We start from the raw sequence: 19,471 nt of genomic DNA on the forward strand, positions 1-19,471 counted from the left end.
TCGGAGAGGACGGAGCAAGAACCGTTATTCCGACAGGTGTCGATGGTGGAAATCCACGATGAACGACGAGACGGCAGAACGCGGTTCGACGGGGAGTCGCCGCCAGCGATTGGAGGCGTATCCGCTCCGGTGGGCGTTTCTCACGGGCAGTCGACGAACGCTCGCCGTCTTCCTCTCCGCGTCGATACTCCTCTTTCTCGTCGCCGTCGGGACGACGTGGGAGATAGAGATGGAGACGCTGGTGACGGAGACGAGGGCGATTCAGACGCTCTTCAACACGCTCCTCGGCGGCATCATCCTGTTCGTCTCCGTCGTCCTCTCGATAAACACCGCCTTCCTCTCGGAGGAGTCCGGACCGCTTCGGACGAAACAGACGCAGGTCGAAGACTCGATAGCGTACCAGATGGACCTCGAACAGTCGCTCGGATCCGGCGTCAGCCCGGCGGAAGTCGGCGGATTCTACCGGTTCGTCGCGTACGGCATCAGACGGCAGACGGACGCACTCCTCGACGCGACGAGAGAACGAGGCGAGTCGAGGGCCAACCGGGAGGTGACAGCGTTCGCCGAGACTGTCGCGGCGGACGTCGAACGCATCCGGACGCGCCTTCGGTCGGGGAATCGGGACGTCCCTGCGACGCTTCTCGCCGGGTTGGACTTCGACTACGCGGCCCGAATCAACCGCGCGCGCTACTTGGAGTGGCAGTACGACGGTCAACTCGACGACGCCCAACTGTCGGCGTTGGAGAGCCTCCAATCGATTCTGACTCACTTCGCCTCTGGGAGGGAGTACTTCACGACGCTCTACTACCGACGGGAGGTTCGAAGCCTCTCGAGTGACCTCCTGGTGCTGTCGCTTCCGGTCATCGTCTTCACGTCGTTCGTCCTCTTGGCCATCGACGCCGGACTGTTCCCGACGGCGACGGCGTTCGGGATACAACCCCGACTCCTCTACGTCAGCATCGCGTTCGTCATCGCACTCTCGCCGTACGTGCTGTTGAGTTCCTACATGCTCAGAATCCTCGTCGTCTCGAAGTACTCGCTCGACCCGGGCGGGTTCACCCTCACCTCCGGGGATATCGACTGAGCGTCCGCGAGGCCCGGACTCACGCACCGACGAGGGCGTCCGGAAGGTCGCCGAACCCGCCGCCGTCGTACCGGTGGGCGGTCCACCCGGCGTCGCGCGCGCCCCGAACGTCCGTCTCGGAGTCGCCGACCATCGCGTACGCCTCGGCGGGGAGGCGTTCCTCGACGGCGCGGTAGGGCGCGGCGTCCGGTTTGTGCGCGCCGACTTCGTAGGACGCCACCACCGCGTCGAAGTAGTCGAACAGGCCGTGTGTCCGGAGTTTGTGCACCTGCCACTCACGGACGCCGTTGGTGAGGACGCCCAGTCGGTACTCCTCGGAGAGGCGTTCGAGGTCGGCGCGGACCCCGTCGGGCGGGCGCATCGACTCGCACTCGTACTCTCGAAGCGACTCGACCAGCGAGTCCGGGTCGGGGCACCCGTCTATCCGGGAGAACGCGCCGCGAAACGGGTCGGGCTCGCAGTCGGAGAACAGGTCCCAGAACGCCTCGTCGTAGGCGTCCACCCACTCCGGCCTGACTTCGCCCGTCGCCGCCTCGAAGGCGTCGGAGAGGACGTCGCGGTAGGGTCGCGTCGGACGGAGAAGCGTCCCGTCGAGGTCGAACACGATGGCGGTCACGGGCGGCGGTTCGGGGCGGCGCGAGAAAAAGGTAGCCGGGGAAGGCGGCGACTGCGCGTTCGGCGGTCGGCGCGCCTCAGTCCTCGCCTTTCTCCTTGACTTCGTTGTGCGTCTCGGGGTTCGCCTTCGGGACGCTCCGTTCGCCGCCTTCGAGGTCCAGTTCGTGCAGGAGGGAGAACTCGCCCTCGCCGTCCACCGACATGCCCTCGGTCCACGGCGCTTCGTAGTCGGCCTTCTCGCGCATCGTCGAGAGGAACGAGTAGTTGTACTCCTCCAGTTCCTTGGCGTCGGGGAAGCTGTCCGGAATCGGCAGGTGGTCGTGGGGGTCGTCCGGGTCACCGAGCGACTGCACCGCCTTCAGGAACTGGTTCTGGTGCATCGTGTCGCGGGCGATGAGGTACGCGAGCATGTCCTTCATGCCGGGGTCGTCGGTCATCTCGTACAGGCGCGTCGCCAGAAGCCGACCGGTCGATTCGGCCATGACGTTCGCGTACATGTCGGCCGCGAGGTTACCCGACGCGACGACGTAACTCGCGTTGAAGGGGTTGCCGTTGGCGTCCACGGGCATCGCCTTCAGGCCCGAGGAGAGGTACTGTCGCGGCATCATGCCGGACATCGTCGCGTTGATGACGGGGTCCTCCGTCATCTCGTCTTTCAGTTGCGTCGGCGCGCCTTCGAGGTTCTTCGTCACCGCCGTCGCCAGCATCTCGATGTGGCCTATCTCCTCCGTCGCGGTCTCCAAGAGCAGTTTCCGGTACTCCTCGTGTTCGTCCGGGACGCCCCAAGACTGGAAGAGGTACTGGAGGCAGACGCGCATCTCGCCTTCGACGCCGCCGATGGCCTCCTGCAGCATCTTCGCGAATCTCGGGTCGGGCTCTTCGACTTCGACGGGGTACTGCAGGTCGTTGTCGTGGTAAAACATCCACGTCGTCGGTCGGTCGCCACGTAAAAAATTCATATGGCTGACATTACAGACAGTCGCAACTGTCGTACGTTGAAATCCTGTAGAGAGTGACTCTACCGAACCAATACAGGAATTCGCCATATGCTAATTTCGCGCTCGGGCACCCAGATGTCGTCATCTATAGATGAATATCGACCCGGCTCGTTCGCCGCGAACGGTCGGAGCGTCCCCCCGCTTTCGGCGACTCCGACGCCGCCGGAAGTCGCGGAGGGAGGGGACGGCGAGCGACCCGCTCTCGATTCTGCGCGTCGGCGTCCGCGCGACGAACGTGCGGCGAGATCGACAGGTAGCGTGCGCGAACGGTGCCCACAAGGGTATAGTGGCGACCACCGAAACTCTCTGTCCGTCATGGCAACCCCCGAGGAGAACCACGAAATCGCGCTCGACGAATCGAGCGACAGAGAGGAGCGCGAACGGGCGATAGACCAACTCGAAGCGGCGAACGAGTGCGACACGCTGGCCGAATTGGTCCGGAACGACGGCCTCGGAGACGACCTGCGGAAACAGGCGTTAGAGAGCCTCGCGCACCCGCAGTGTAAGCCGATGCTCGAAAACCTCGTCGAGAACGGCGAGGTGCCGGAGGCGTTCGAGGACGACGGTCGGACGCTCCTGGAGCAGACGCCCGACGACTCCGGGGCCGGGCCGTAACGTCGCCGGACGCGTTCCGAACGCGGCGCAGTCGACTGTTCTCGCGGCGAGAGGAAGGACGGCCGACCGTCAGCGTATCGTCGCCTCGCTCGTCGGGTGAGCGTCGAGGTACGCCTCCAACTCGGCTTCGTACGCCTCCAACTCGGCGGGCAGTCGGTCGTACTCCTCGCGGGCGGCGTCGGCCCCGCGGTAGGCCGCGACGGACTTCAGCCGGTTCCGCATCGCCTTCCCGCAGGCGGCCGTCTCTTCGTACCAGTCGTACCCGCACTGAATCATCGCGTAGTGGATGACGGCCCAGAAGCCGAACGCCAGGGGGTTCCCGTCGCGTTCGTCCCCGACCGGCGGAAGCGTCTCCCCGAATTCGCGGAGGTACGACAGCGAGAACTCCGAGACGAGGGGTTTCAGCCGGTAGTCCCACTCGCCGCCCGCCTCGCCCTTGGCGTCCTGTTGCTGTTCGAGGAGGCTGTCGTACCCCTCCTCACCGTACGTCGCGAGCCTCCGCGAGTCGAGGCCGTCGAACCGGTCCCACGCCTCGGGCAGGTACGCTCGGACGAACCGCGGGCGGCGGCCGACTCGAACAGGAACTCGATGCCTGCACTGGCTATGGGAGGATGTGGCAGGCACCCGAGCCATATACGTTCGGGAGGCGTCGGGCGGGGCCGACGGACTTCACCGCCACTTACGTCGCCGCGGGCGCGGTATCCGCCCATGGTCGTGATTACGCTCGGACAGCGGTTGATCGGCGAGGAGGTTCACACGCACCTCCGGCGGCGCGTGGACCTCTCCATCGACGTGTTCCGAGAGACGGACGCCCCGTACCTGATTTTCACCGGCGGGGCGACGAACCCGGACGTTCCGAAGTCGGAGGCCGAGGCGATGCGCGACTACGCGGTGACGCGCGGCGTCCCCCGAGAGACGGTGCTGGTGGAGTCGAACGCCCGTAACACGCGGGAGAACGGCTTCTTCACCCGCCTCCTCGTGGACGAACTTGACTGGGGCGGCGACACCGTCCGCGTCGTCAGTTCCTGCCTGCACCTGCGACGGGCGAAGTACATCTTCGAGCGGTGTTTCGGCCAGGAGTACGAGATAGACGCGAGTCGCTGCGTCGAACCGAGAGCGTCGATAGACCCGGAGATGACGTTCACCGAGGCGGAGATTCGCCGGATGTCGAAGCGAGACAGGGAGTTCTTCGGCGGGACGACGCCCGGCGACGTGGCGGAACTGCGCGACCTGTTCGAATCTTCGCGCTGAAAACGCCGTACGCGGCGCGACGGCCGAGGAGTCTTTTGAAATCGGTGTCCTAGTCGACGTCGATGTCATCGAAGGAGGAGTCTTGGGCCTCCAAAGGGAAGTGGAGAGAGTGGTTCTTGCTCGACGGCAGCAGAGCCGTCGTCGCGGGGATAACGGCCCTCGCTCTGTTCGTCTTCGTCACCTCACTGAGTCTCTCGGGCCTGAGCCTGTTCGTGAGTAAGCAGCCTATCTACTACGTGTACGGCGGACTGATCAGCGGCAACCTCACCGTCATCACCGTCGTCGTCTCCATCAGTCAACTGTTGCTCTCGCGGGAGCTAGGCACGCCCGACGAACTGGAGTCGCAGATGGAGGGCGTCATCGACTACCGGACGGACGTCGAGGACGCCGCCGGGCGAATCGCCCCGGTGGAACCGTTGGGTTTCCTCCGGTTGGTCGTCGAGAACACGCGGAAGGCGGCGCAGGAGTTAGGCGGCCTCTCCATCGCGGAGACGAACGACGAGGTGTACGGCGAAGTCGACGCCGCCGTCTCGCGGGTGACCGAACAACTGGACCGGACGGACCGGCTCCTCCAAAAGTCGGACGCGTCGACGTTCCACGTCCTCTCGGCGACGCTCACCACCAACTACGCGAGGGACATCAACCGCCTCCGCCGGATCAAATCGCGGCACGACGACAGCCTCCCGGGGCACGTGAAGGAGGCGATAGACAGGCTCATCGACGAACTCCAGCGCATCGACGTCGCGCGGCAGTACTTCAAATCCATCTACCTCCAACAGCAACTCGCCGAACTGTCGCGTCGCCTGTTCTACGTCGGACTTCCCGCGGTGGCCGGCGTCGCGTCCGGCTTGTTCCTGTTCACCGCCTCGTCGGGGGCGTCCGTCCCGTCGTTCGTCGTCCCCCTGTTGGTCCCCGCGGTCGTGACTGTCGGCCTCGCCCCCCTCTCGGTCCTGTTCGCGTACATCCTCCGCATCGCCACCGTCACGAAACGGACGGCCGCGACGATTCCGTTCACGACGCCCGAACAGGAACAGTGAGGGGCCCTCCGTCCGTCGCGCGTGCCCTTCTCGGTCACTCGGTCGATTCGGCCTCGTCGCCCGCCGCGGACGGTTCGGGGATGTCGCCGACGATCCGCTCGAACGCCCACAGCACGCCCAAGTGCGTTTCGACGAGGATAACGACGCTCGCGACGATGATGGCGACTTCGGTCAGCGACGAGAGCAGTCCGAGCGAGACGATGAGCGTCGTCGCGCAGGCCGGCGCGTGCTTCGTGTCGGTCGCTATCATCCCCCAACTCGTCAGGACGACGGAGAGAAACCCGCTCGCGGCGAGCCGAAGGCCCTCCAGGGAGAGACCGGGCGGAGACGTCGTGAGCACCGTCCCCGCGGCGAGGAGCCAGTAGGCGAACAGTCCGCAGACGCCGCCGATGAGGTGGCCCCCGACGATTCGGTACGTCCTCGTCCGTTCGCCGCGACGCTCGAACGCGAGGATGAACGCCGACGGTCCGAGACTCGGGAAGATGAACGGATGTCCGCTCACCCACCCGACGAGCCCGAGGATGCTAAATAGCACCCCCGCGTACAGGCTCGTCCCCATTCGCCGCCGGTTCATACGTCTCCGTCGTTCCCCGCCCTGTTCAACACTCTGACCGAACGGTTCGAGCGCTCGTCGCGCGGCGCGGTCAGTCGTCGGAGATGTGGAAGTTTGGAGACTCCGAGCGCGGCGCGGCTTCGTCGAGGAACCGCACGGACGGACTCGCTCCGAACGCCACGAGCGATGCGAGGAACACCGGAGTGATGCTCGCACCGTCCGTGAGGGCGATGGCGATGAGCGCCGAGGAGAGCGGCGTCCCCGTCACGACGGAGTTGAACGCGGCCATCCCCGCGAGCGTCGCCAGCACGGGCGAGAGGCCGGGAACAACCAACGCCGCCGCTTGACCGACGAGTGCCCCCATGAACATGTGCGGGATGATGAGGCCGCCGATCCAGTTGCCGTGAATCGTGAACCCGGCGGCGACCATCACCGCGGCGAGCGTGAGCATCAACCCCTCGGGACCGAGCGACGCACCCCGTTCCATCAGGACGTTCATCTTCGAACCGCCGTAGAAGTACGACAGCGGAACGAGCCAACCGAGCACGCCGATGACGCCGCCGGCGAGCGTCGTTCGGACGTAGACGGCGAGCGACATCCGACGAAACAGCCGTCCTATCACCGAGAACGTCTTCGAGTACACTAGTCCGAACGGGATACAGAGGAGACCAACGGCGACGGCCCACCCCAACTGCGCGGGGGTCAGCGGCACGATGGACGCCGTCTTCCACGCGGGGAACAGTTCCATCCCGCCGAGGACGACTTCGGTGAGGTAACCGGCGAACGAGGCGACGAACGTGGGGACGATAGCCTCGTAGTACTCCAGTCCGCGTTCGTGGGGGAGTTCTAACCAGAGCAGTGCGCCGCCGATGGGCGCGCCCAGAATCGCCCCGAACCCCGCGCCCATCCCCGCGAGGGTCAGCAACTTCGCGGAGTTCTCGAACTCGAACAGCTCAGAGACGTACGTCCCGAACGACCCGCCCACGACCGACATCACGCCCTCGGGGCCGGCGTTCTGCCCGGCGACCAGACCGATGAGACCGACGGGGATGATGGGGACGTTCTCCTCGATTTCGACGCGCCCCTCGGCGTGGAACTGCTGGACGAGGGTGGAGAGCGCCCCCGGGTAGAACGTCGCATAGAGGATAGCGCCGATGAGGATACCCGCGGCGACGCTGACCGGGACGCGCCAGTAGGGCGCGGCCAACGCCCCCCAGAGGTGGTGCTTGACGAAGAGCCAGACGAGACGGAAACCAGTGGCGACGAGGCCGACGCCGACGCCCAAGACGGCGGCGACCAGAAGCATGTGGTGGAACTCGCGTTCGTTCAACCGGGCGATGTCCATTAGAGGCGGATACGGGGTGGAGGGGGGCTTGATTTACGTTCTCGAGCGCTCCCCCTCCGCCGTCCGACCGACTCGCGCTCTCCGGTTACCGCTGTATCGCGAGCACGGGCGTCTCCCCGTCGCGGATGACCTGTTCGGTGACGCTCCCCCTGAGGAACCGGCCGACGCCGGACCGAGCGTGGGTGCTCATCACGATGACGTCGATATCGTTCTCCTCCGCGTAGCCGAGAATCGTCCGGTCGGGGGTTCCGATCTCGACCGCGCCGACGGCGTCGACGTCCCGCGAGAGAGCCTCTTCGACGATTCGTCGCGTCGAGTCGGTCCCGCGTTCGCGGAGGGTGTCCAGCTTCTCGTCTCCCTGTCCGACTATCGTGGCGCTTTCGCTGTTCGTGACGACCGAGAGGACGTGGACCGTCGCGTCGTACCGTTCGCCGAGGCTGTACGCGTGCTTCGCCGCGTCCATCGCCGCCTCGCTTCCGTCGGTCGGAACGAGTATCGCGTCGTACATAGGTAGCATAGAGACCGGAGAGAACTAATATGCTGGCGAGGATCCCGAGTCGCCGCGCCGCCGGGCGACTCAGCAGGCGGGACGGCCTGCCGGTGGCCGTCCGCGGGGCCGTCGTCGCGGCCGTCGGGTCGAGCGTCCCGGAGCGAAGTTCGGTCGTTCTCAGCACCCTCCCGCACGGCGGGTTCTCCCTCGTCGCCGTCGAGACGGTTCGGGGCATCCGAGGCCCCGAACCAGAACCGACAAGCCGGGACCGCCGAAAGACGGCGGTGTCCGATGCCACCCTCTCGCCTCGGTCGGGCGGCCGCCTTCGTGGACGACCACCTCCTCGCGTTGGTGCTTCTGTCCGTCGGCGTCGGGTTCGCCGCGCCGTCGCTCTCCGCTCTCACGCCGCTTTCGACGCCGATTCTCGCGGTCATGGTCGGGAGCGTCTCGCTGACGCTCTCGCCGGAACGGTTCCGCGGGTTGCGCGGCAGGGCGGTGGCGACGATTCTGCTCGTCCAGTCGGCGATGCCGTTCGTCGCCTTCGGCGTCGCCCGCCTCCTCGGACTGTCCCCGCCGTTGACCGCGGGGTTCGTCGTCCTCGGGGCGGTGACGCCGGAGTTGGTGACGCCGACGATGACCGAACTGAGCGGCGGCGACACGGCGCTCTCGACGGTTTCGCTCGTCGCCGTCGGGTTCGGAACGGTCGCCTTCGTCCCGGGGGTTCTGCGCGTCCTCCTCGGGGACGCGGTGTCGGTGGACGCCCTCGTGATCGTCAAGCAACTCGCCGTCGCCGTGGTGATTCCGATGACGGCGGCGATAGCCGCGCGGTGGCGGTGGCCGCGGCGCGTGGGCCGGTACGACGGCGTGTACCCGTCGGTGTCGGCGCTGATGGTCGTCCTCGTCATCGGCATCGTCGCGGCGGCGAACGCGCCGGTCGTCCGGTCCGGGGGGACGCTACTGGCCGTCGTCGCCGTCGGCGCTCTCGCCCTCAACGGCGGGGGCTACGCCCTCGGCTGGGTCGCCGGACGGTCCCTCGCCCCCGAGGAACGGATCGCCGCGACGCTCTCGGTGGGGATGCGGGACTTCGCCGTCGCCGCCGCCCTCGTCGTCGCCGCGGGGTTCCCCCCGGCGGCGTCCCTCCCCGCCGTCGCGTTCGGCGTCGTCGAGATGGTCACAAGCGCCGGGTTGGCCCGGTTCTTCGCCGGGAGGGGCTAGTCGCGGTCACTCCTCGCCGTCGGGCAGGCGTTCGTCCGCGCCGAGGGGCCGGAGAACCCCGACGTGTTCGACTCCGAGGAGTGACTCCGCTGAGTGACGCCCGAGAACCCACGCTTCGACTGCGACGCCCGATTGTTCGCCGAGCCTTCGAGCCCGTGTGGTCGTTCTCGTGGGTGCCCGCGGCAGTCCACCGAGTCACAGAATGTTCGGCGCGCGACGGCTGAGCGCCCACCCCGTCTTCCGCCCCGCGCCGACGAGGTAGTGGTGTGCGCTCCGAATCAGCGGTTGGCGGCGGCCGTGAATCTCCGCGCTGCCGTCGTCCATCGCCTCCACCACGTCGTCGCCGTCGATCTCGGCTTTCGACTCGGCGTCGGGTACCGTGAACTCCGTGAACGCGCGCCCGAGATACCCCGCCGAGTGGGCGTCGCTGGCGGCGACGCCGGGGTAGCCCTCGTTCTCGGCGAACCGCTTCGCCCGGCGGTTGCGGTAGCCCGTGAACACCCACGAGTTGAACACCTCGACGGCGTCGCAGTCCGTGATTCGTCGCTTTCGGACGCCGTGGCGGGTTCGCTGGAACGGGTGGGGGACGACGGCGACGCCGCCCAACTCGCGGACGGTCTCGACCGTCTCGTCGAACGGCCGTCGGGGTTCCGGCCGTTCTTCGACGCCGATGGCGAGGACGTGCCCCGCGGCGGTGGAGACTTCGACGCCGGGGATGCCGACGAGGCCGTACTCGGGGGCCAACTCGGCGGCCCGGAGGGACTCGTCTATCTCGTCGTGGTCCGTGACGACGATGCCGTCCAGACCGATGTCGTCGGCCTGTTCGAGGAGCAACTCAACCGGTTCACGGCCGTCGTAGGAGCCCTCAGAGTGGACGTGCGGGTCGATAGCGACGGAGACATCGCCGGCCATGGGGGTTCGGGGTAGCGCGGCCACAATACCAATACTTTCGGCCCCGGTAGCACGGTCCCCGAGACGATGCCCCGCGATATCGCGTTGGAGTCCGAAGAGTGGTACGTCCTCTGTAACTGGTTGCGGTCGCGGGAGAACAGGGCGATGTACGCCCTCCGCTCTCGGTCCGAGGAGTGGGAGTACGTCTACGAACTGCGGCGGTCCATCGAGACCCAACTGGGGGACACAGAGGAGACGGGCGCGACCCTCCAGACGGTCACGCTCTCGGATGCGAGCGTCGCCTACCTCGCTCGGTTCCTCCGACGACGGGCGCTTTTCCTCCTGTTCAAACCGTGGCGCGACAGGGAGCGACGGGACGTGCGACGCCTCCGACGCCAACTGCTCGCCCGCGCCGACGGCGCGTGAGTCCGTCGGCGAGGTCCTCGACGCGGCGTTCTCGGCGGGGAAGAACGGTTCGCCACACGACTTAGGGACGTCGAGGCGCAGTTTCGAGACGAGACACCATGACTGCGCTCGACGATACGAACGTGGCGATTCTGCTCGCACCGGAGGGGACAGAAGAGGTCGAGTTCACCGAACCGCGGCAGGCCGTCGAGGACGCCGGGGCGAACGCGGACGCGGTCGGCCCGGAGACGGGCGACGCCCAGACCGTCGAGAGCGACCTCAACTCGGCCGGGACGCACGAGGTAGAGAAGGCGGTCTCCGACGTCTCCGCCGACGATTACGACGCGTTGCTCGTCCCGGGCGGCACCGTCGGGGCGGACAAACTCCGCGCCGACGAGGAGACGGTGTCGTTCGTCCGCGAGTTCTTCGAGGCGGACAAGCCGGTCGGCGCGATCTGTCACGGCCCGTGGACGCTGGTCGAGGCCGACGTCGTGGAGGGTCGGACGCTCACCTCCTACCCGAGCCTCCGGACCGACATCCGGAACGCGGGCGGCGAGTGGGTGGACGAGGAAGTCGTCACCGACGGGCGGTTGGTGACGAGTCGGAAACCGGACGACCTCGACGCGTACTGCGAGCAGATCGTCGAGGTGTTCGGCGACGGCGGCGAGTGACGGGAGGCGGTCAGACCCCGAGTTCGTCGGCGAACTCGACGAACGTCTCGACGGTCATATCGGGGTCCGCCTCGTAGGGACCCCAGAGCGTGTCCTGCCGGTTGACCCAGACGCCCTGCATCCCGGCGTTCATCGCCCCCGGCACGTCCCACCACCCCGCGGCGACGAACGTTATCTCCTCTATCGGCGTCCCGATTCGGTCGGCGGCGTGTTCGTACAGGCCGGGGTCGGGTTTGAACTGCTCAATCTCGTCGGCGCTCACCGTCTCCGCTATCAGGTCGCCGAGATCCGCGTGTTCGACCATCGATTCGAGCATCTCCTCGCTGCCGTTGGAGACGACGTACAGGTCGTAGCCCGCGTCGTGCAGTCGCTCCATCCCCTCGCGGACGTCGTCGAACACCGGCAGTTCGTGGTACGTCGAGAGCACCTCCTCGCGTTCGTCCTCCGAGAGGTCGATTCCCAGCGTTTCGAGGGCGTACCGGAGCGCGTGGCAGTTCATCTCGAAGAACGAGTCGTACTCTCCGATGGCGTTCCCGACCGTCGCGTACAGCAGCGATCGGTTCCGCCAGAGTTTCGAGACGGCGTCGGGCGACTCGACGTGCTCCGAGAGCGGTTCCGCCACCGCCGTGACGTCCACGATAGTGCCGTAGGAGTCGAACGCGATGGTCTCGACTGCGTCGGGGTCGAAGGACATGGCGCGTAGAGTCACGCCCCGCGGGGCGAAGTACCTTGGGACTACTTAGCACGGAAGGGAAAAGAACGCTCGAACCCGTCCGCGGAGGCCGGTCCGCGAGAGTCCGTTTCCTCCTCAGCGAGCGATAGGTACCGCATCGTACGGTTCTCTCAGGTCGGACAGGCAGCGATGGAGCGTAACCGTGCTCGAAGACTCTCTCCGGTACCCCTACGCCGACGGTGCGGGACTCCGACGCGGCGACGGCGTCGCCGCCCTCGGGCCGACGGTGATCGGACTCGCAGTCGTCCACCTGCGGGCGCGGGTCGGTGCCGTCGACGGAATCCCCGTTCGTCTAATCGAAAAGACACTTTACCGCGTCGTCCGTACGTCGGCGTAGGTGATTTATCGATGTCCTCACCGACGCTCTTGGTTCCGATCGAGTTCCCCGACCCCGACCCGCTTCCGTCCTCCTTCGTGGGCGGCTTCACCTCCTGTCGAGTCATCCTCCTCGGCGTCTACGAGATGCCCGACGACGTGGACCCCGACGAACGGCAGCGACGCGAAATCGAGGCGAACTACACGCTGTACTCGCTGGCCCACCAGTTCGTCCGCTCCGGCGAAACCGCGGAGGTCGAACTGGTCACGGGGCAGGAGTTAGAAGGGACGCCGACGGCCGTCGCGGAGGAACGCGACGTGGACGCGCTGTTGGTTCCGAACCCGATCACGCACCTCGGGAGAGTCCTCATCGCCGTCCGCGACGAGACGTTCGCCGAGTCCATCGCCCGGTTCGTCGGAACGCTGAACGAGGACGTCATCCACCACACGACGCTCCTCAACGTCACCGACGCGGACGACGTCGCGGAGAAAGAGGAGATGCTCGCCTCGCTGAAGGAGAGACTCGTCGACGCCGGGTTCTCGAAGTTCTCCATCGACACGGAGGTGGCCGAGTCCGACGACCCGCCGTTCGAGATAAGCCAGAAATCCCGGGACTACGACCTCATCGTCATGGGCGAGACGGGCGAACCCACCTTCGAGCGAGTTTTCGGCAACACGTACCAATCCATCGCCGACCAGACTCACCTCCCCGTGGTGGTCATCCGGGAGTGAACGCCTCGGTCACTCGCTGGCGTTCGCGCCCCGCGGACGCCGGACGACGACTACCGGTCCGAACGACTGGGCCGCGACCTGTTCGGCCGTCTCGCCGAAGAGGAACGACCGGAGCGACGGTTCGCTCTCGCCCATGACGACGACGTCGTGGTCGGCGGCCGCGGCCGCGATGGTTCGGACCGGCGCGCCGGAGACGGCGACTTCCGTCTCGATTCCGGCCGACGGGACGCCGCGTTCGCGCAGTCGCGTCGCCGCGCCCTCCACCATCGACCGGCCCGCCGGTTCGGACGCCTCGTCGTCGGCGACGTGGTAGAGCGTCACTCCGACGTCGCGGCCGCCGAGCATCGACGCGACGAACGACGTGACGCGGGCGACGTCCACCTCCCCGCGGAGGGGGACCAGCACCCGTTCGACGCGCGAGGACGGGTTCGGCACGAGGATCGCTCCGCACCCCGTCTCGTCGGCGACGCGGTTCATCGTCTGCTCCTCGTCGTGGGTGAACACGAGGCGAGTCTCGCAGGCGCTTCCGGCCTCGCGGAAGTCGCTCGCCACGTCGTCCAGTATCGACTGCGCCCGGTCTTCGAACTGCATCCGCGCCTGTCCCGGCGGGGTCTGTTCGGGCAGCACGTGGTACCCCAGCACGACGACGGAGAGCGTCGAGAGCAGTTCGACGACGGTGTCGGGCACCGCCTCGCCTTCGAGGACTTCCAACGGTACGAGTACCGTCCAGTCGGGTTCGGTCATCAGAGGACCCCCCTGAGCTTCACGCCGCGAGCGTAATAGAAGTACCAGCCCGCGGAGAGCAGCATTATCGCGGCACCGATCAACTGGGAAGCGGGTTGCATGAACCCGATGAGCGCGAAGCTGGCCAGTCCGCCGAGTACCGGGACGACCGGGTAGCCGGGGACGCGGAAGTCGGGGTCGTACCACTCGGGTTCGTCTCGGCGAAGCGCGATGAGCGCGACGCACATCAGCCCGTACATGACGAGGTGGAGGAAGGAGGCGACTTCCGCGAGGACGTCCACCTCGCCCAGGAGGATGAGCGCGAGAATCGGGCCGCCGGCCATCCCGAGTGCGACGTGCGGGGTGCCGTACTTCAGGTTGATTCGACTCGCGGCGCGCGGGAGGAGGGCGTCCTTGCTCACCGCGTAAATCGCGCGCGAGGTGCTGAGAATCGACGCGTTCGCGCTCGACACCGTCGCGAGCAACCCGCCGACGAGGATGAGGAACGCGCCGAGCGGTCCCATGAAGCTCTCGGCGACGGTCACCATCGCCGTCTCCCCGAGCGTCGAGAGGCGTTCGCTGCCGAAGGCGCTGACCGCCACGAAGATAGTCGCCACGTACAGAACGCCGACGATGACGACGGACCCGACCATCGCCAGCGGGAGGTTCCGCCCCGGTTGTTTGATTTCGCCGGCGACGGTGGCCACCTGCGCGAACCCGAGGTAGGACGTGAATACCAACGCGGCGGTGGTCAACACCGAGAACGCGCCCTGCGACAGGAACGGTTCGCTAATGGGTTCGGGGTCGCCGACGAACCCGAACGCCGAGAGGCCGCCGAACGTGAGGAATCCGACGATGATGACCAACAGAACTCCGACCACGCCGTTCTGGAGCTTCGCCGCGTTCTCCGTCCCAGTGACGTTCAGCGCGGTCAGGAACGCGCCGAACAGAAGCGCCAACGGGACGACGATGTCGAACCCGCCGAGCGAGACGCCGAGTCTGGTGAGGACGGCCTCCGCGTAGAACCCGAACCCGACAAGGTAGAACGCGGAGGCGAACACCAGGCCGAACCAAAGCGAGAGGCCGACGATGGCGCCGAACAGCGACCCCATACCCCGAGAGATGAAGTAGTACCCGCCGCCGCTTCGGGGCATCGCCGTCGCCAGTTCCGACGTAGGTAAGGCGACGAGAAGTGCGATGACTGCGCCGATCGCGAACGATCCGGCGGCGGCGGGGCCCGCCTGCCCGGCGGCGATGCCCGGAAACACGAAGATGCCCGCGCCTATCATCGTCCCGACGCCGATGGCGACGCCGCCCCGAACGCCGATCGTTCGTTCGAGTTCCGTCCCCTCCTCGTGGACGGTCGCCTCGTCGGCCGTCTCGGGCCGTTCGACGACCGGCGTTTCGCCGTCCCGGTTCGCGGCCCCCTCTCGACCAACGTTCGTCTCCTCGGAGACACCGGCCATATAAGTGATAGCGGACGTCGGCTCTTTACCGCTGGGGCAGAAGTAGTCGGATACGACGTAATTCGTCCGTTCCGCCACTTCATCCGTCGGAGAGGGGAGCGATCGAGACGGTCACGACCCCTCGGTACCGTCGGAGGACAGCTCTTCGCCCCGCACTATTACGGTCTCTTCGAGTGGGGGTTCTCGCTCACCATCGGGGGGTAGGGAGAACGAACTATGGAGCGCCCACGAACCGGCGACGCCGGACCAGATAGAGGGTCGCTATCGGCACGTTCAGGAGCGGAACGAAGACGAACAGGGAGAGGAGCGTCGGCGTCCACTCGGACCGTTCGCTCACGTACCCGCGGTCGTGGTAGAGCGCGAACGGTGCGAACAGGGAGATTGCGTAACTGACGGCGACGAGCGCCGATGCAGTCTCAACGAGGTACCCCGAAACGCGCGGCCCGAGAGACAGCCCGAACGCGAGGTTCACCAGTTTGACCGAAAGCCAGAGGAGAAACAGGACGGGAACCGCCAGAACCGGAATCCACCACCGTCCGGGGTACATCACTCGGCGGGTTCGTGTCGCGGACATGAGCTTCCTGTTGGTGACAATCGCGCCCCGTCGGAGATATATCTTCGTCCGGTACGCCTCGACGCGCGGGAGCGTTCGAGAGCGGCGGCTCTCAGTCGCCTCCGTGCGACTCCTCGGGCGTGAACGTGACCCCGCCGACTTCTATCTCGTCGGGGACGCGACTGGTGTCGTGGGTGCCGACCGGCGGGAGGTTCGCCTCCGCGGCGGGGGAGGTATCGAGATTCGTCCCGTCGTCTATCGCCTCCATCTCGCCGTCGGCGTCCCGCGCGTCCCGGTCGATGCGCATCGAGCAGAACTCGACGCCGCACATCGAGCAGAACTGCGCGTCCTTGTAGTTGTCACCGGGCAGCGTCTGGTCGTGATAACTCCGGGCGCGTTCGGGGTCCAAGGCGAGTTCGAACTGCCGCCGCCAGTCGAACTCGTACCGGGCCTCCGAGAGCGCGTCGTCCCAGTCGCGCGCGCCCGGCAGGCCGTTGGCGACGTCGGCGGCGTGGGCCGCGATTCTGTACGCCGCGAGACCGTCTCGGACGTCTCCCTCGTCGGGGAGGCCGAGGTGCTCCTTGGGCGTGACGTAACAGAGCATCGCCGCGCCCGCGCGTCCGGCCTCGGCCGCGCCGATCGCGCTCGTGATGTGGTCGTACCCCGGCGCGATGTCGGTGACGAGGGGTCCGAGAACGTAGAACGGCGCGCCGTCGCAGACGTCCTGCTGTCGCGCCACGTTGTCGGCGATCTCGTCCATCGGGACGTGGCCCGGCCCCTCGACCATCACCTGCACGCCGCGTTCCCGCGCGGTGCGCGTGAGTTCCCCGAGCGTCTCAAGTTCGGCGAACTGCGCCTCGTCGCCGGCGTCGGCGATACTGCCGGGGCGGAGGCCGTCCCCCAGCGAGAACGTCACGTCGTGCTCGGCGAAGATGTCGCATATCTCCTCGAACTTCGCGTACAGGGGGTTCTGCATCCCGTTCTCCTCCATCCATCGGGCGAGGATGGAGCCGCCCCGCGAGACGATACCCGTCTTCCGACCGTCGGTCAGCGGTAGGTGCTCCATCAGCACGCCCGCATGGATGGTCATGTAATCGACGCCCTGTTCGGCCTGCTTCTCGACGACGTCGAGAAGCAGTTCGTGCGTGATGTCCTCGGGACCGTCCGCTCGCTTGACGGCCTCGTAAATCGGCACCGTCCCGATCGGAACCGGCGAGTGTTCGACGTTCGCCTCGCGCGTCTCGTCGAGGTTCTCGCCCGTCGAGAGGTCCATGACCGTGTCGGCACCGTAGTGGACCGCGGCGTGGAGTTTCCGAAGTTCCCCCTCGGCGTCGCCGGTCGTATCGCTGTTGCCGATGTTCGCGTTCACCTTCGTGGAGAACTCCCGCCCGATTATCATCGGGTCGAGCGACTCGTGGGCGCGGTTGTTCGGAATCACCGCCCGCCCGTCTGCAACCTGCCGTCGGACGAACTCCGGGTCGGCGTTCTCTCGCTCGGCGACTCGTTCCACGGCGGGGGTAGTTTCGCCCCCTCGGGCGCGCTGGAGTTGGGTCTTTGCCATCGACAACCTAGTAATACCACTTAGTAATATACTCTGTGGTGGGGGAACGAGTCCGCGGCGAAAGCGGGCTCCGGACACGCCGCTGAAACGACTTTTTGTGTAGAGCGAGAACTCGGAGACAGATGGCACCCACTGCACTCGTCACCGGCGCGAGCGGCGGAATCGGGAGCGCGATAGCGCGCGAACTCGGGCGCGACCACGACGTCGTCGTCCACTACCACAGCGACAGCGAGGGCGCGGACGCCGTCGCCGAGGACGTCAGAGAAGCCGGACGGGAGGCGATCACTCACCGGTGCGACGTCAGCGACCCCGACGACGTCGAGAAGATGGTCGACCGCGCGCGCGACGAACTCGGCGGCGTCGACGTCCTCGTCAACAACGCGGGCGTGTTGCACGGGACCCCGCTGGAGACGGCGTCGGACGAGGCCATCCAACAGACGCTCCGCGTGAACCTCGAAGGTGCGGTCTACTGCGTGCGGGCCGTCCTCCCCGGGATGCGCGACCGCGGCGAGGGGCGAATCGTGAACGTCTCCTCGACCGCCGGGACGGACGGAAGCCCGACGGACGTCACGTACGGCGCGTCGAAGAGCGGCCTGCTCGGACTCACGAAGTCCCTCGCGAAGCAGTACACCGAGGACGGTGTCTTCTCGAACGCGGTCGCACCGGGGCCGGTGAAAACGGAGATGTTCGCGGAGGAGCGACGACCGGCCACACGGGAGGCGTCGCCGATAGATCGACTCGTCGAACCCGAGGAAGTCGCGGAGGCGGTCCGAACGTTCGCCACCACGTCGGCGATCACCGGCGAGACGCTGGTCGTGGACGGCGGCGTCCGCCTCTGAGCGAGGGCCCCTCAAGCGGGCCCCGTCGGCGCTCACGATCTGTCCCTCGCGAGGACGAGGAGAGATAGGGCGACGCTGAGTCCCTCCGCCGCGATAACGGGGAGGACGCGCCGATACGCCCCGGAACCGAATCCCGACGGAGGAGACGGTACCGCGACGTAGTCGAACCGAAGGAGGTGCAAGAGAGGAGTGCGACCGCTCCAACTAACGCGACCACGGTGACGGGCATCCGTGACTGCCTTAGCCGAGTCTCCCGCATTCGGAGGAACCACCACGTTGCCACGGTGGCGGCGGTCACGGAGAGAACGAAGTCGGGTGTCGTGGAGGGCGGGAGCATGCCCGTAGAACGGAAGCGTCGTCAGTTACGTTATGGATAGTGACATGAACGCTCTACGGTTCCTAGTAGAGCGAGTCAGGAGAAACTACCGGCGCGGTTTTTGACGCATCGACTTCCGCATCGACCGGGTGGCATTTCAGGCAAGAGACAGTCGGTGAGCGGATGCGAGTGCATATCGCCGAGGGCCAGCGAACTAGTAACTGCCGTTATTCGTTCGCCTCCACGAGTAGTCGAAGCGGAGTGACGTCCGTCGTCGTCGAGAGATCACAGAGCGCTACCTCCGCGTTCTCTCGCCAGAAGTCCGCGTGCGTTTGCAATTTCGACTCGTCGATGAGACGCGGTACGACCTTAAACAGGCCGGGGTCGGCACCGAGGATGCGACGTATCTGTCTCGACGTGCTGTATCCGCGTCCAACTCTTGCGATAGATTCGTACTTGTTTTCCTCGGCTCTAGCGAGTGTCGCCCCGAGGAGGGCGGCACCTTCACCGATGGTACCCGTCGTTGCGTCGAAGAAGGCCGTCGAGTCTAGCTTAGACGGTGACTGCTGACGATACCCCGTCACGAATGCCGCCGTGACATCCATCAGCACGTCGGTGAGGATCTCGGAACAAGCGCCGAGTGCTGGATACCCGAGCGAATCGAGCAACGAATACGCTGACGTGTATAGGTAATCCCCGGCCAACAGCGCCGTCGATTCATCGTGGGAGAGAGAGTGCGCTCGTTCGTCGGTGACCTGAACGAGAAGTTCGCTCCGGAGACGGCAGTACCCCCGGAGGAGTTCGATCGCCGTCGCGGCGGGGATGACTGCCTCGATGTCTGGCGCGTCCGCCAGCGAACCATAGACCCCGACGACGAACTTCCCGTACCACCTATCGTCCAGTTCTTCGAGCGTCCGCCGAACGAGCGTCACTCCGGCTTGGTCTGCAGTACATGCGACACTCGCGAGTTGCGCGTCGATTCTGGCTACTTGATTTGGATAGTTCATCGTATTCGCCCTTCGCTCCGAGAGTGGCGTTTATCGAAACGATCTGTCTCCGGATG

Annotated in this window: 23 protein-coding genes; 10 read left to right on the plus strand and 13 right to left on the minus strand. The window is 66.4% G+C overall.

The window, feature by feature from the left end; all coding sequences use genetic code 11:
- Positions 1 to 58 precede the first annotated feature (58 nt).
- Entirely contained in the window at positions 59 to 1,084 is a 1,026-nt protein-coding gene (locus tag ACZ522_RS17980) for a DUF7972 family membrane protein (RefSeq protein ID WP_379696441.1), read from the plus strand.
- Positions 1,085 to 1,103: 19 nt separating this feature from the next.
- On the opposite strand, the gene ACZ522_RS17985 is transcribed toward ACZ522_RS17980, so the two are convergent.
- Both ACZ522_RS17985 and ACZ522_RS17990 read right to left on the minus strand, forming a co-directional pair.
- On the minus strand, positions 1,104 to 1,700 hold the full coding sequence (locus ACZ522_RS17985; protein WP_379696438.1) for an HAD family hydrolase: 597 nt from the start codon (positions 1,698 to 1,700) through the stop codon (positions 1,104 to 1,106).
- Between the two features lie 76 nt (positions 1,701 to 1,776).
- Positions 1,777 to 2,622, minus strand: coding sequence for a manganese catalase family protein (locus ACZ522_RS17990; protein WP_379696435.1), 846 nt, complete (start codon positions 2,620 to 2,622; stop codon positions 1,777 to 1,779).
- Between the two features lie 390 nt (positions 2,623 to 3,012).
- Here ACZ522_RS17990 and ACZ522_RS17995 point away from each other — a divergent pair, with 390 nt between their 5' ends.
- Positions 3,013 to 3,312, plus strand: coding sequence for a hypothetical protein (locus ACZ522_RS17995; RefSeq protein ID WP_379696432.1), 300 nt, complete (start codon positions 3,013 to 3,015; stop codon positions 3,310 to 3,312).
- Positions 3,313 to 3,381: 69 nt separating this feature from the next.
- Here the strand turns inward: ACZ522_RS17995 and ACZ522_RS18000 are convergent, their stop codons facing one another.
- A complete protein-coding gene (locus ACZ522_RS18000) occupies positions 3,382 to 3,936 on the minus strand; it encodes a hypothetical protein (RefSeq protein WP_379696430.1) in 555 nt (184 codons plus the stop codon).
- An 84-nt stretch (positions 3,937 to 4,020) separates the two neighbouring features.
- Between ACZ522_RS18000 and ACZ522_RS18005 the strand changes: the two genes are divergently transcribed.
- Positions 4,021 to 4,563 (plus strand): YdcF family protein, encoded by a 543-nt coding sequence (locus tag ACZ522_RS18005; RefSeq protein WP_379696426.1) that lies wholly within the window; start codon positions 4,021 to 4,023, stop codon positions 4,561 to 4,563.
- 62 nt (positions 4,564 to 4,625) lie between these two features.
- Positions 4,626 to 5,600: a DUF7972 family membrane protein gene (locus ACZ522_RS18010; RefSeq protein ID WP_379696423.1), complete on the plus strand. Its 975-nt coding sequence runs from the start codon at positions 4,626 to 4,628 to the stop codon at positions 5,598 to 5,600.
- Between the two features lie 34 nt (positions 5,601 to 5,634).
- On the opposite strand, the gene ACZ522_RS18015 is transcribed toward ACZ522_RS18010, so the two are convergent.
- From ACZ522_RS18015 to ACZ522_RS18025, 3 genes are all read right to left on the minus strand, one after another.
- A complete protein-coding gene (locus tag ACZ522_RS18015; protein ID WP_379696420.1) occupies positions 5,635 to 6,174 on the minus strand; it encodes an HPP family protein in 540 nt (179 codons plus the stop codon).
- A 70-nt stretch (positions 6,175 to 6,244) separates the two neighbouring features.
- Complete coding sequence (locus ACZ522_RS18020; protein ID WP_379696417.1) at positions 6,245 to 7,498, minus strand: chloride channel protein; 1,254 nt, start codon at positions 7,496 to 7,498, stop codon at positions 6,245 to 6,247.
- An 85-nt stretch (positions 7,499 to 7,583) separates the two neighbouring features.
- Positions 7,584 to 8,006, minus strand: coding sequence for a universal stress protein (locus ACZ522_RS18025; RefSeq protein ID WP_092535647.1), 423 nt, complete (start codon positions 8,004 to 8,006; stop codon positions 7,584 to 7,586).
- A 273-nt stretch (positions 8,007 to 8,279) separates the two neighbouring features.
- Here ACZ522_RS18025 and ACZ522_RS18030 point away from each other — a divergent pair, with 273 nt between their 5' ends.
- Positions 8,280 to 9,203, plus strand: coding sequence for a bile acid:sodium symporter family protein (locus ACZ522_RS18030; protein WP_379696413.1), 924 nt, complete (start codon positions 8,280 to 8,282; stop codon positions 9,201 to 9,203).
- A gap of 195 nt (positions 9,204 to 9,398) precedes the next feature.
- Here ACZ522_RS18030 and ACZ522_RS18035 read toward each other — a convergent pair whose 3' ends face one another.
- Positions 9,399 to 10,115 (minus strand): CehA/McbA family metallohydrolase, encoded by a 717-nt coding sequence (locus ACZ522_RS18035; RefSeq protein WP_379696410.1) that lies wholly within the window; start codon positions 10,113 to 10,115, stop codon positions 9,399 to 9,401.
- A 66-nt stretch (positions 10,116 to 10,181) separates the two neighbouring features.
- Between ACZ522_RS18035 and ACZ522_RS18040 the strand changes: the two genes are divergently transcribed.
- Together ACZ522_RS18040 and ACZ522_RS18045 are read left to right on the plus strand one after the other, a co-directional pair.
- Complete coding sequence (locus tag ACZ522_RS18040) at positions 10,182 to 10,520, plus strand: hypothetical protein (RefSeq protein WP_379696407.1); 339 nt, start codon at positions 10,182 to 10,184, stop codon at positions 10,518 to 10,520.
- 98 nt (positions 10,521 to 10,618) lie between these two features.
- Positions 10,619 to 11,170 (plus strand): type 1 glutamine amidotransferase domain-containing protein, encoded by a 552-nt coding sequence (locus ACZ522_RS18045; protein ID WP_379696403.1) that lies wholly within the window; start codon positions 10,619 to 10,621, stop codon positions 11,168 to 11,170.
- A gap of 10 nt (positions 11,171 to 11,180) precedes the next feature.
- Here the strand turns inward: ACZ522_RS18045 and ACZ522_RS18050 are convergent, their stop codons facing one another.
- Positions 11,181 to 11,864: a haloacid dehalogenase type II gene (locus ACZ522_RS18050; RefSeq protein ID WP_379696400.1), complete on the minus strand. Its 684-nt coding sequence runs from the start codon at positions 11,862 to 11,864 to the stop codon at positions 11,181 to 11,183.
- A 181-nt stretch (positions 11,865 to 12,045) separates the two neighbouring features.
- Between ACZ522_RS18050 and ACZ522_RS18055 the strand changes: the two genes are divergently transcribed.
- Together ACZ522_RS18055 and ACZ522_RS18060 are read left to right on the plus strand one after the other, a co-directional pair.
- Positions 12,046 to 12,240, plus strand: a complete 195-nt coding sequence (locus ACZ522_RS18055; RefSeq protein WP_379696397.1) for a hypothetical protein — start codon at positions 12,046 to 12,048, stop codon at positions 12,238 to 12,240.
- A gap of 11 nt (positions 12,241 to 12,251) precedes the next feature.
- Positions 12,252 to 12,950: a universal stress protein gene (locus tag ACZ522_RS18060; protein ID WP_379696394.1), complete on the plus strand. Its 699-nt coding sequence runs from the start codon at positions 12,252 to 12,254 to the stop codon at positions 12,948 to 12,950.
- Positions 12,951 to 12,959: 9 nt separating this feature from the next.
- Here ACZ522_RS18060 and ACZ522_RS18065 read toward each other — a convergent pair whose 3' ends face one another.
- The 4 genes from ACZ522_RS18065 to thiC form a co-directional block, all read right to left on the minus strand.
- Positions 12,960 to 13,694, minus strand: a complete 735-nt coding sequence (locus tag ACZ522_RS18065) for a universal stress protein (RefSeq protein WP_379696391.1) — start codon at positions 13,692 to 13,694, stop codon at positions 12,960 to 12,962.
- Positions 13,694 to 15,139, minus strand: coding sequence for an APC family permease (locus ACZ522_RS18070; RefSeq protein ID WP_379696388.1), 1,446 nt, complete (start codon positions 15,137 to 15,139; stop codon positions 13,694 to 13,696). The genes ACZ522_RS18065 and ACZ522_RS18070 overlap by 1 nt, the downstream gene beginning before the upstream one ends.
- A gap of 214 nt (positions 15,140 to 15,353) precedes the next feature.
- Positions 15,354 to 15,686, minus strand: a complete 333-nt coding sequence (locus ACZ522_RS18075; protein WP_379696385.1) for a hypothetical protein — start codon at positions 15,684 to 15,686, stop codon at positions 15,354 to 15,356.
- A 118-nt stretch (positions 15,687 to 15,804) separates the two neighbouring features.
- Positions 15,805 to 17,202 (minus strand): phosphomethylpyrimidine synthase ThiC, encoded by a 1,398-nt coding sequence (gene thiC, locus ACZ522_RS18080; protein ID WP_464391824.1) that lies wholly within the window; start codon positions 17,200 to 17,202, stop codon positions 15,805 to 15,807.
- Between the two features lie 173 nt (positions 17,203 to 17,375).
- Between thiC and ACZ522_RS18085 the strand changes: the two genes are divergently transcribed.
- A complete protein-coding gene (locus ACZ522_RS18085; protein WP_379696379.1) occupies positions 17,376 to 18,092 on the plus strand; it encodes an SDR family NAD(P)-dependent oxidoreductase in 717 nt (238 codons plus the stop codon).
- Positions 18,093 to 18,635: 543 nt separating this feature from the next.
- Here ACZ522_RS18085 and ACZ522_RS18090 read toward each other — a convergent pair.
- On the minus strand, positions 18,636 to 19,415 hold the full coding sequence (locus ACZ522_RS18090) for a polyprenyl synthetase family protein (RefSeq protein WP_379696376.1): 780 nt from the start codon (positions 19,413 to 19,415) through the stop codon (positions 18,636 to 18,638).
- Between the last annotated feature and the right edge of the window lie 56 nt (positions 19,416 to 19,471).

The sequence above is a fragment of the Halopelagius fulvigenes genome, from assembly GCF_055398025.1.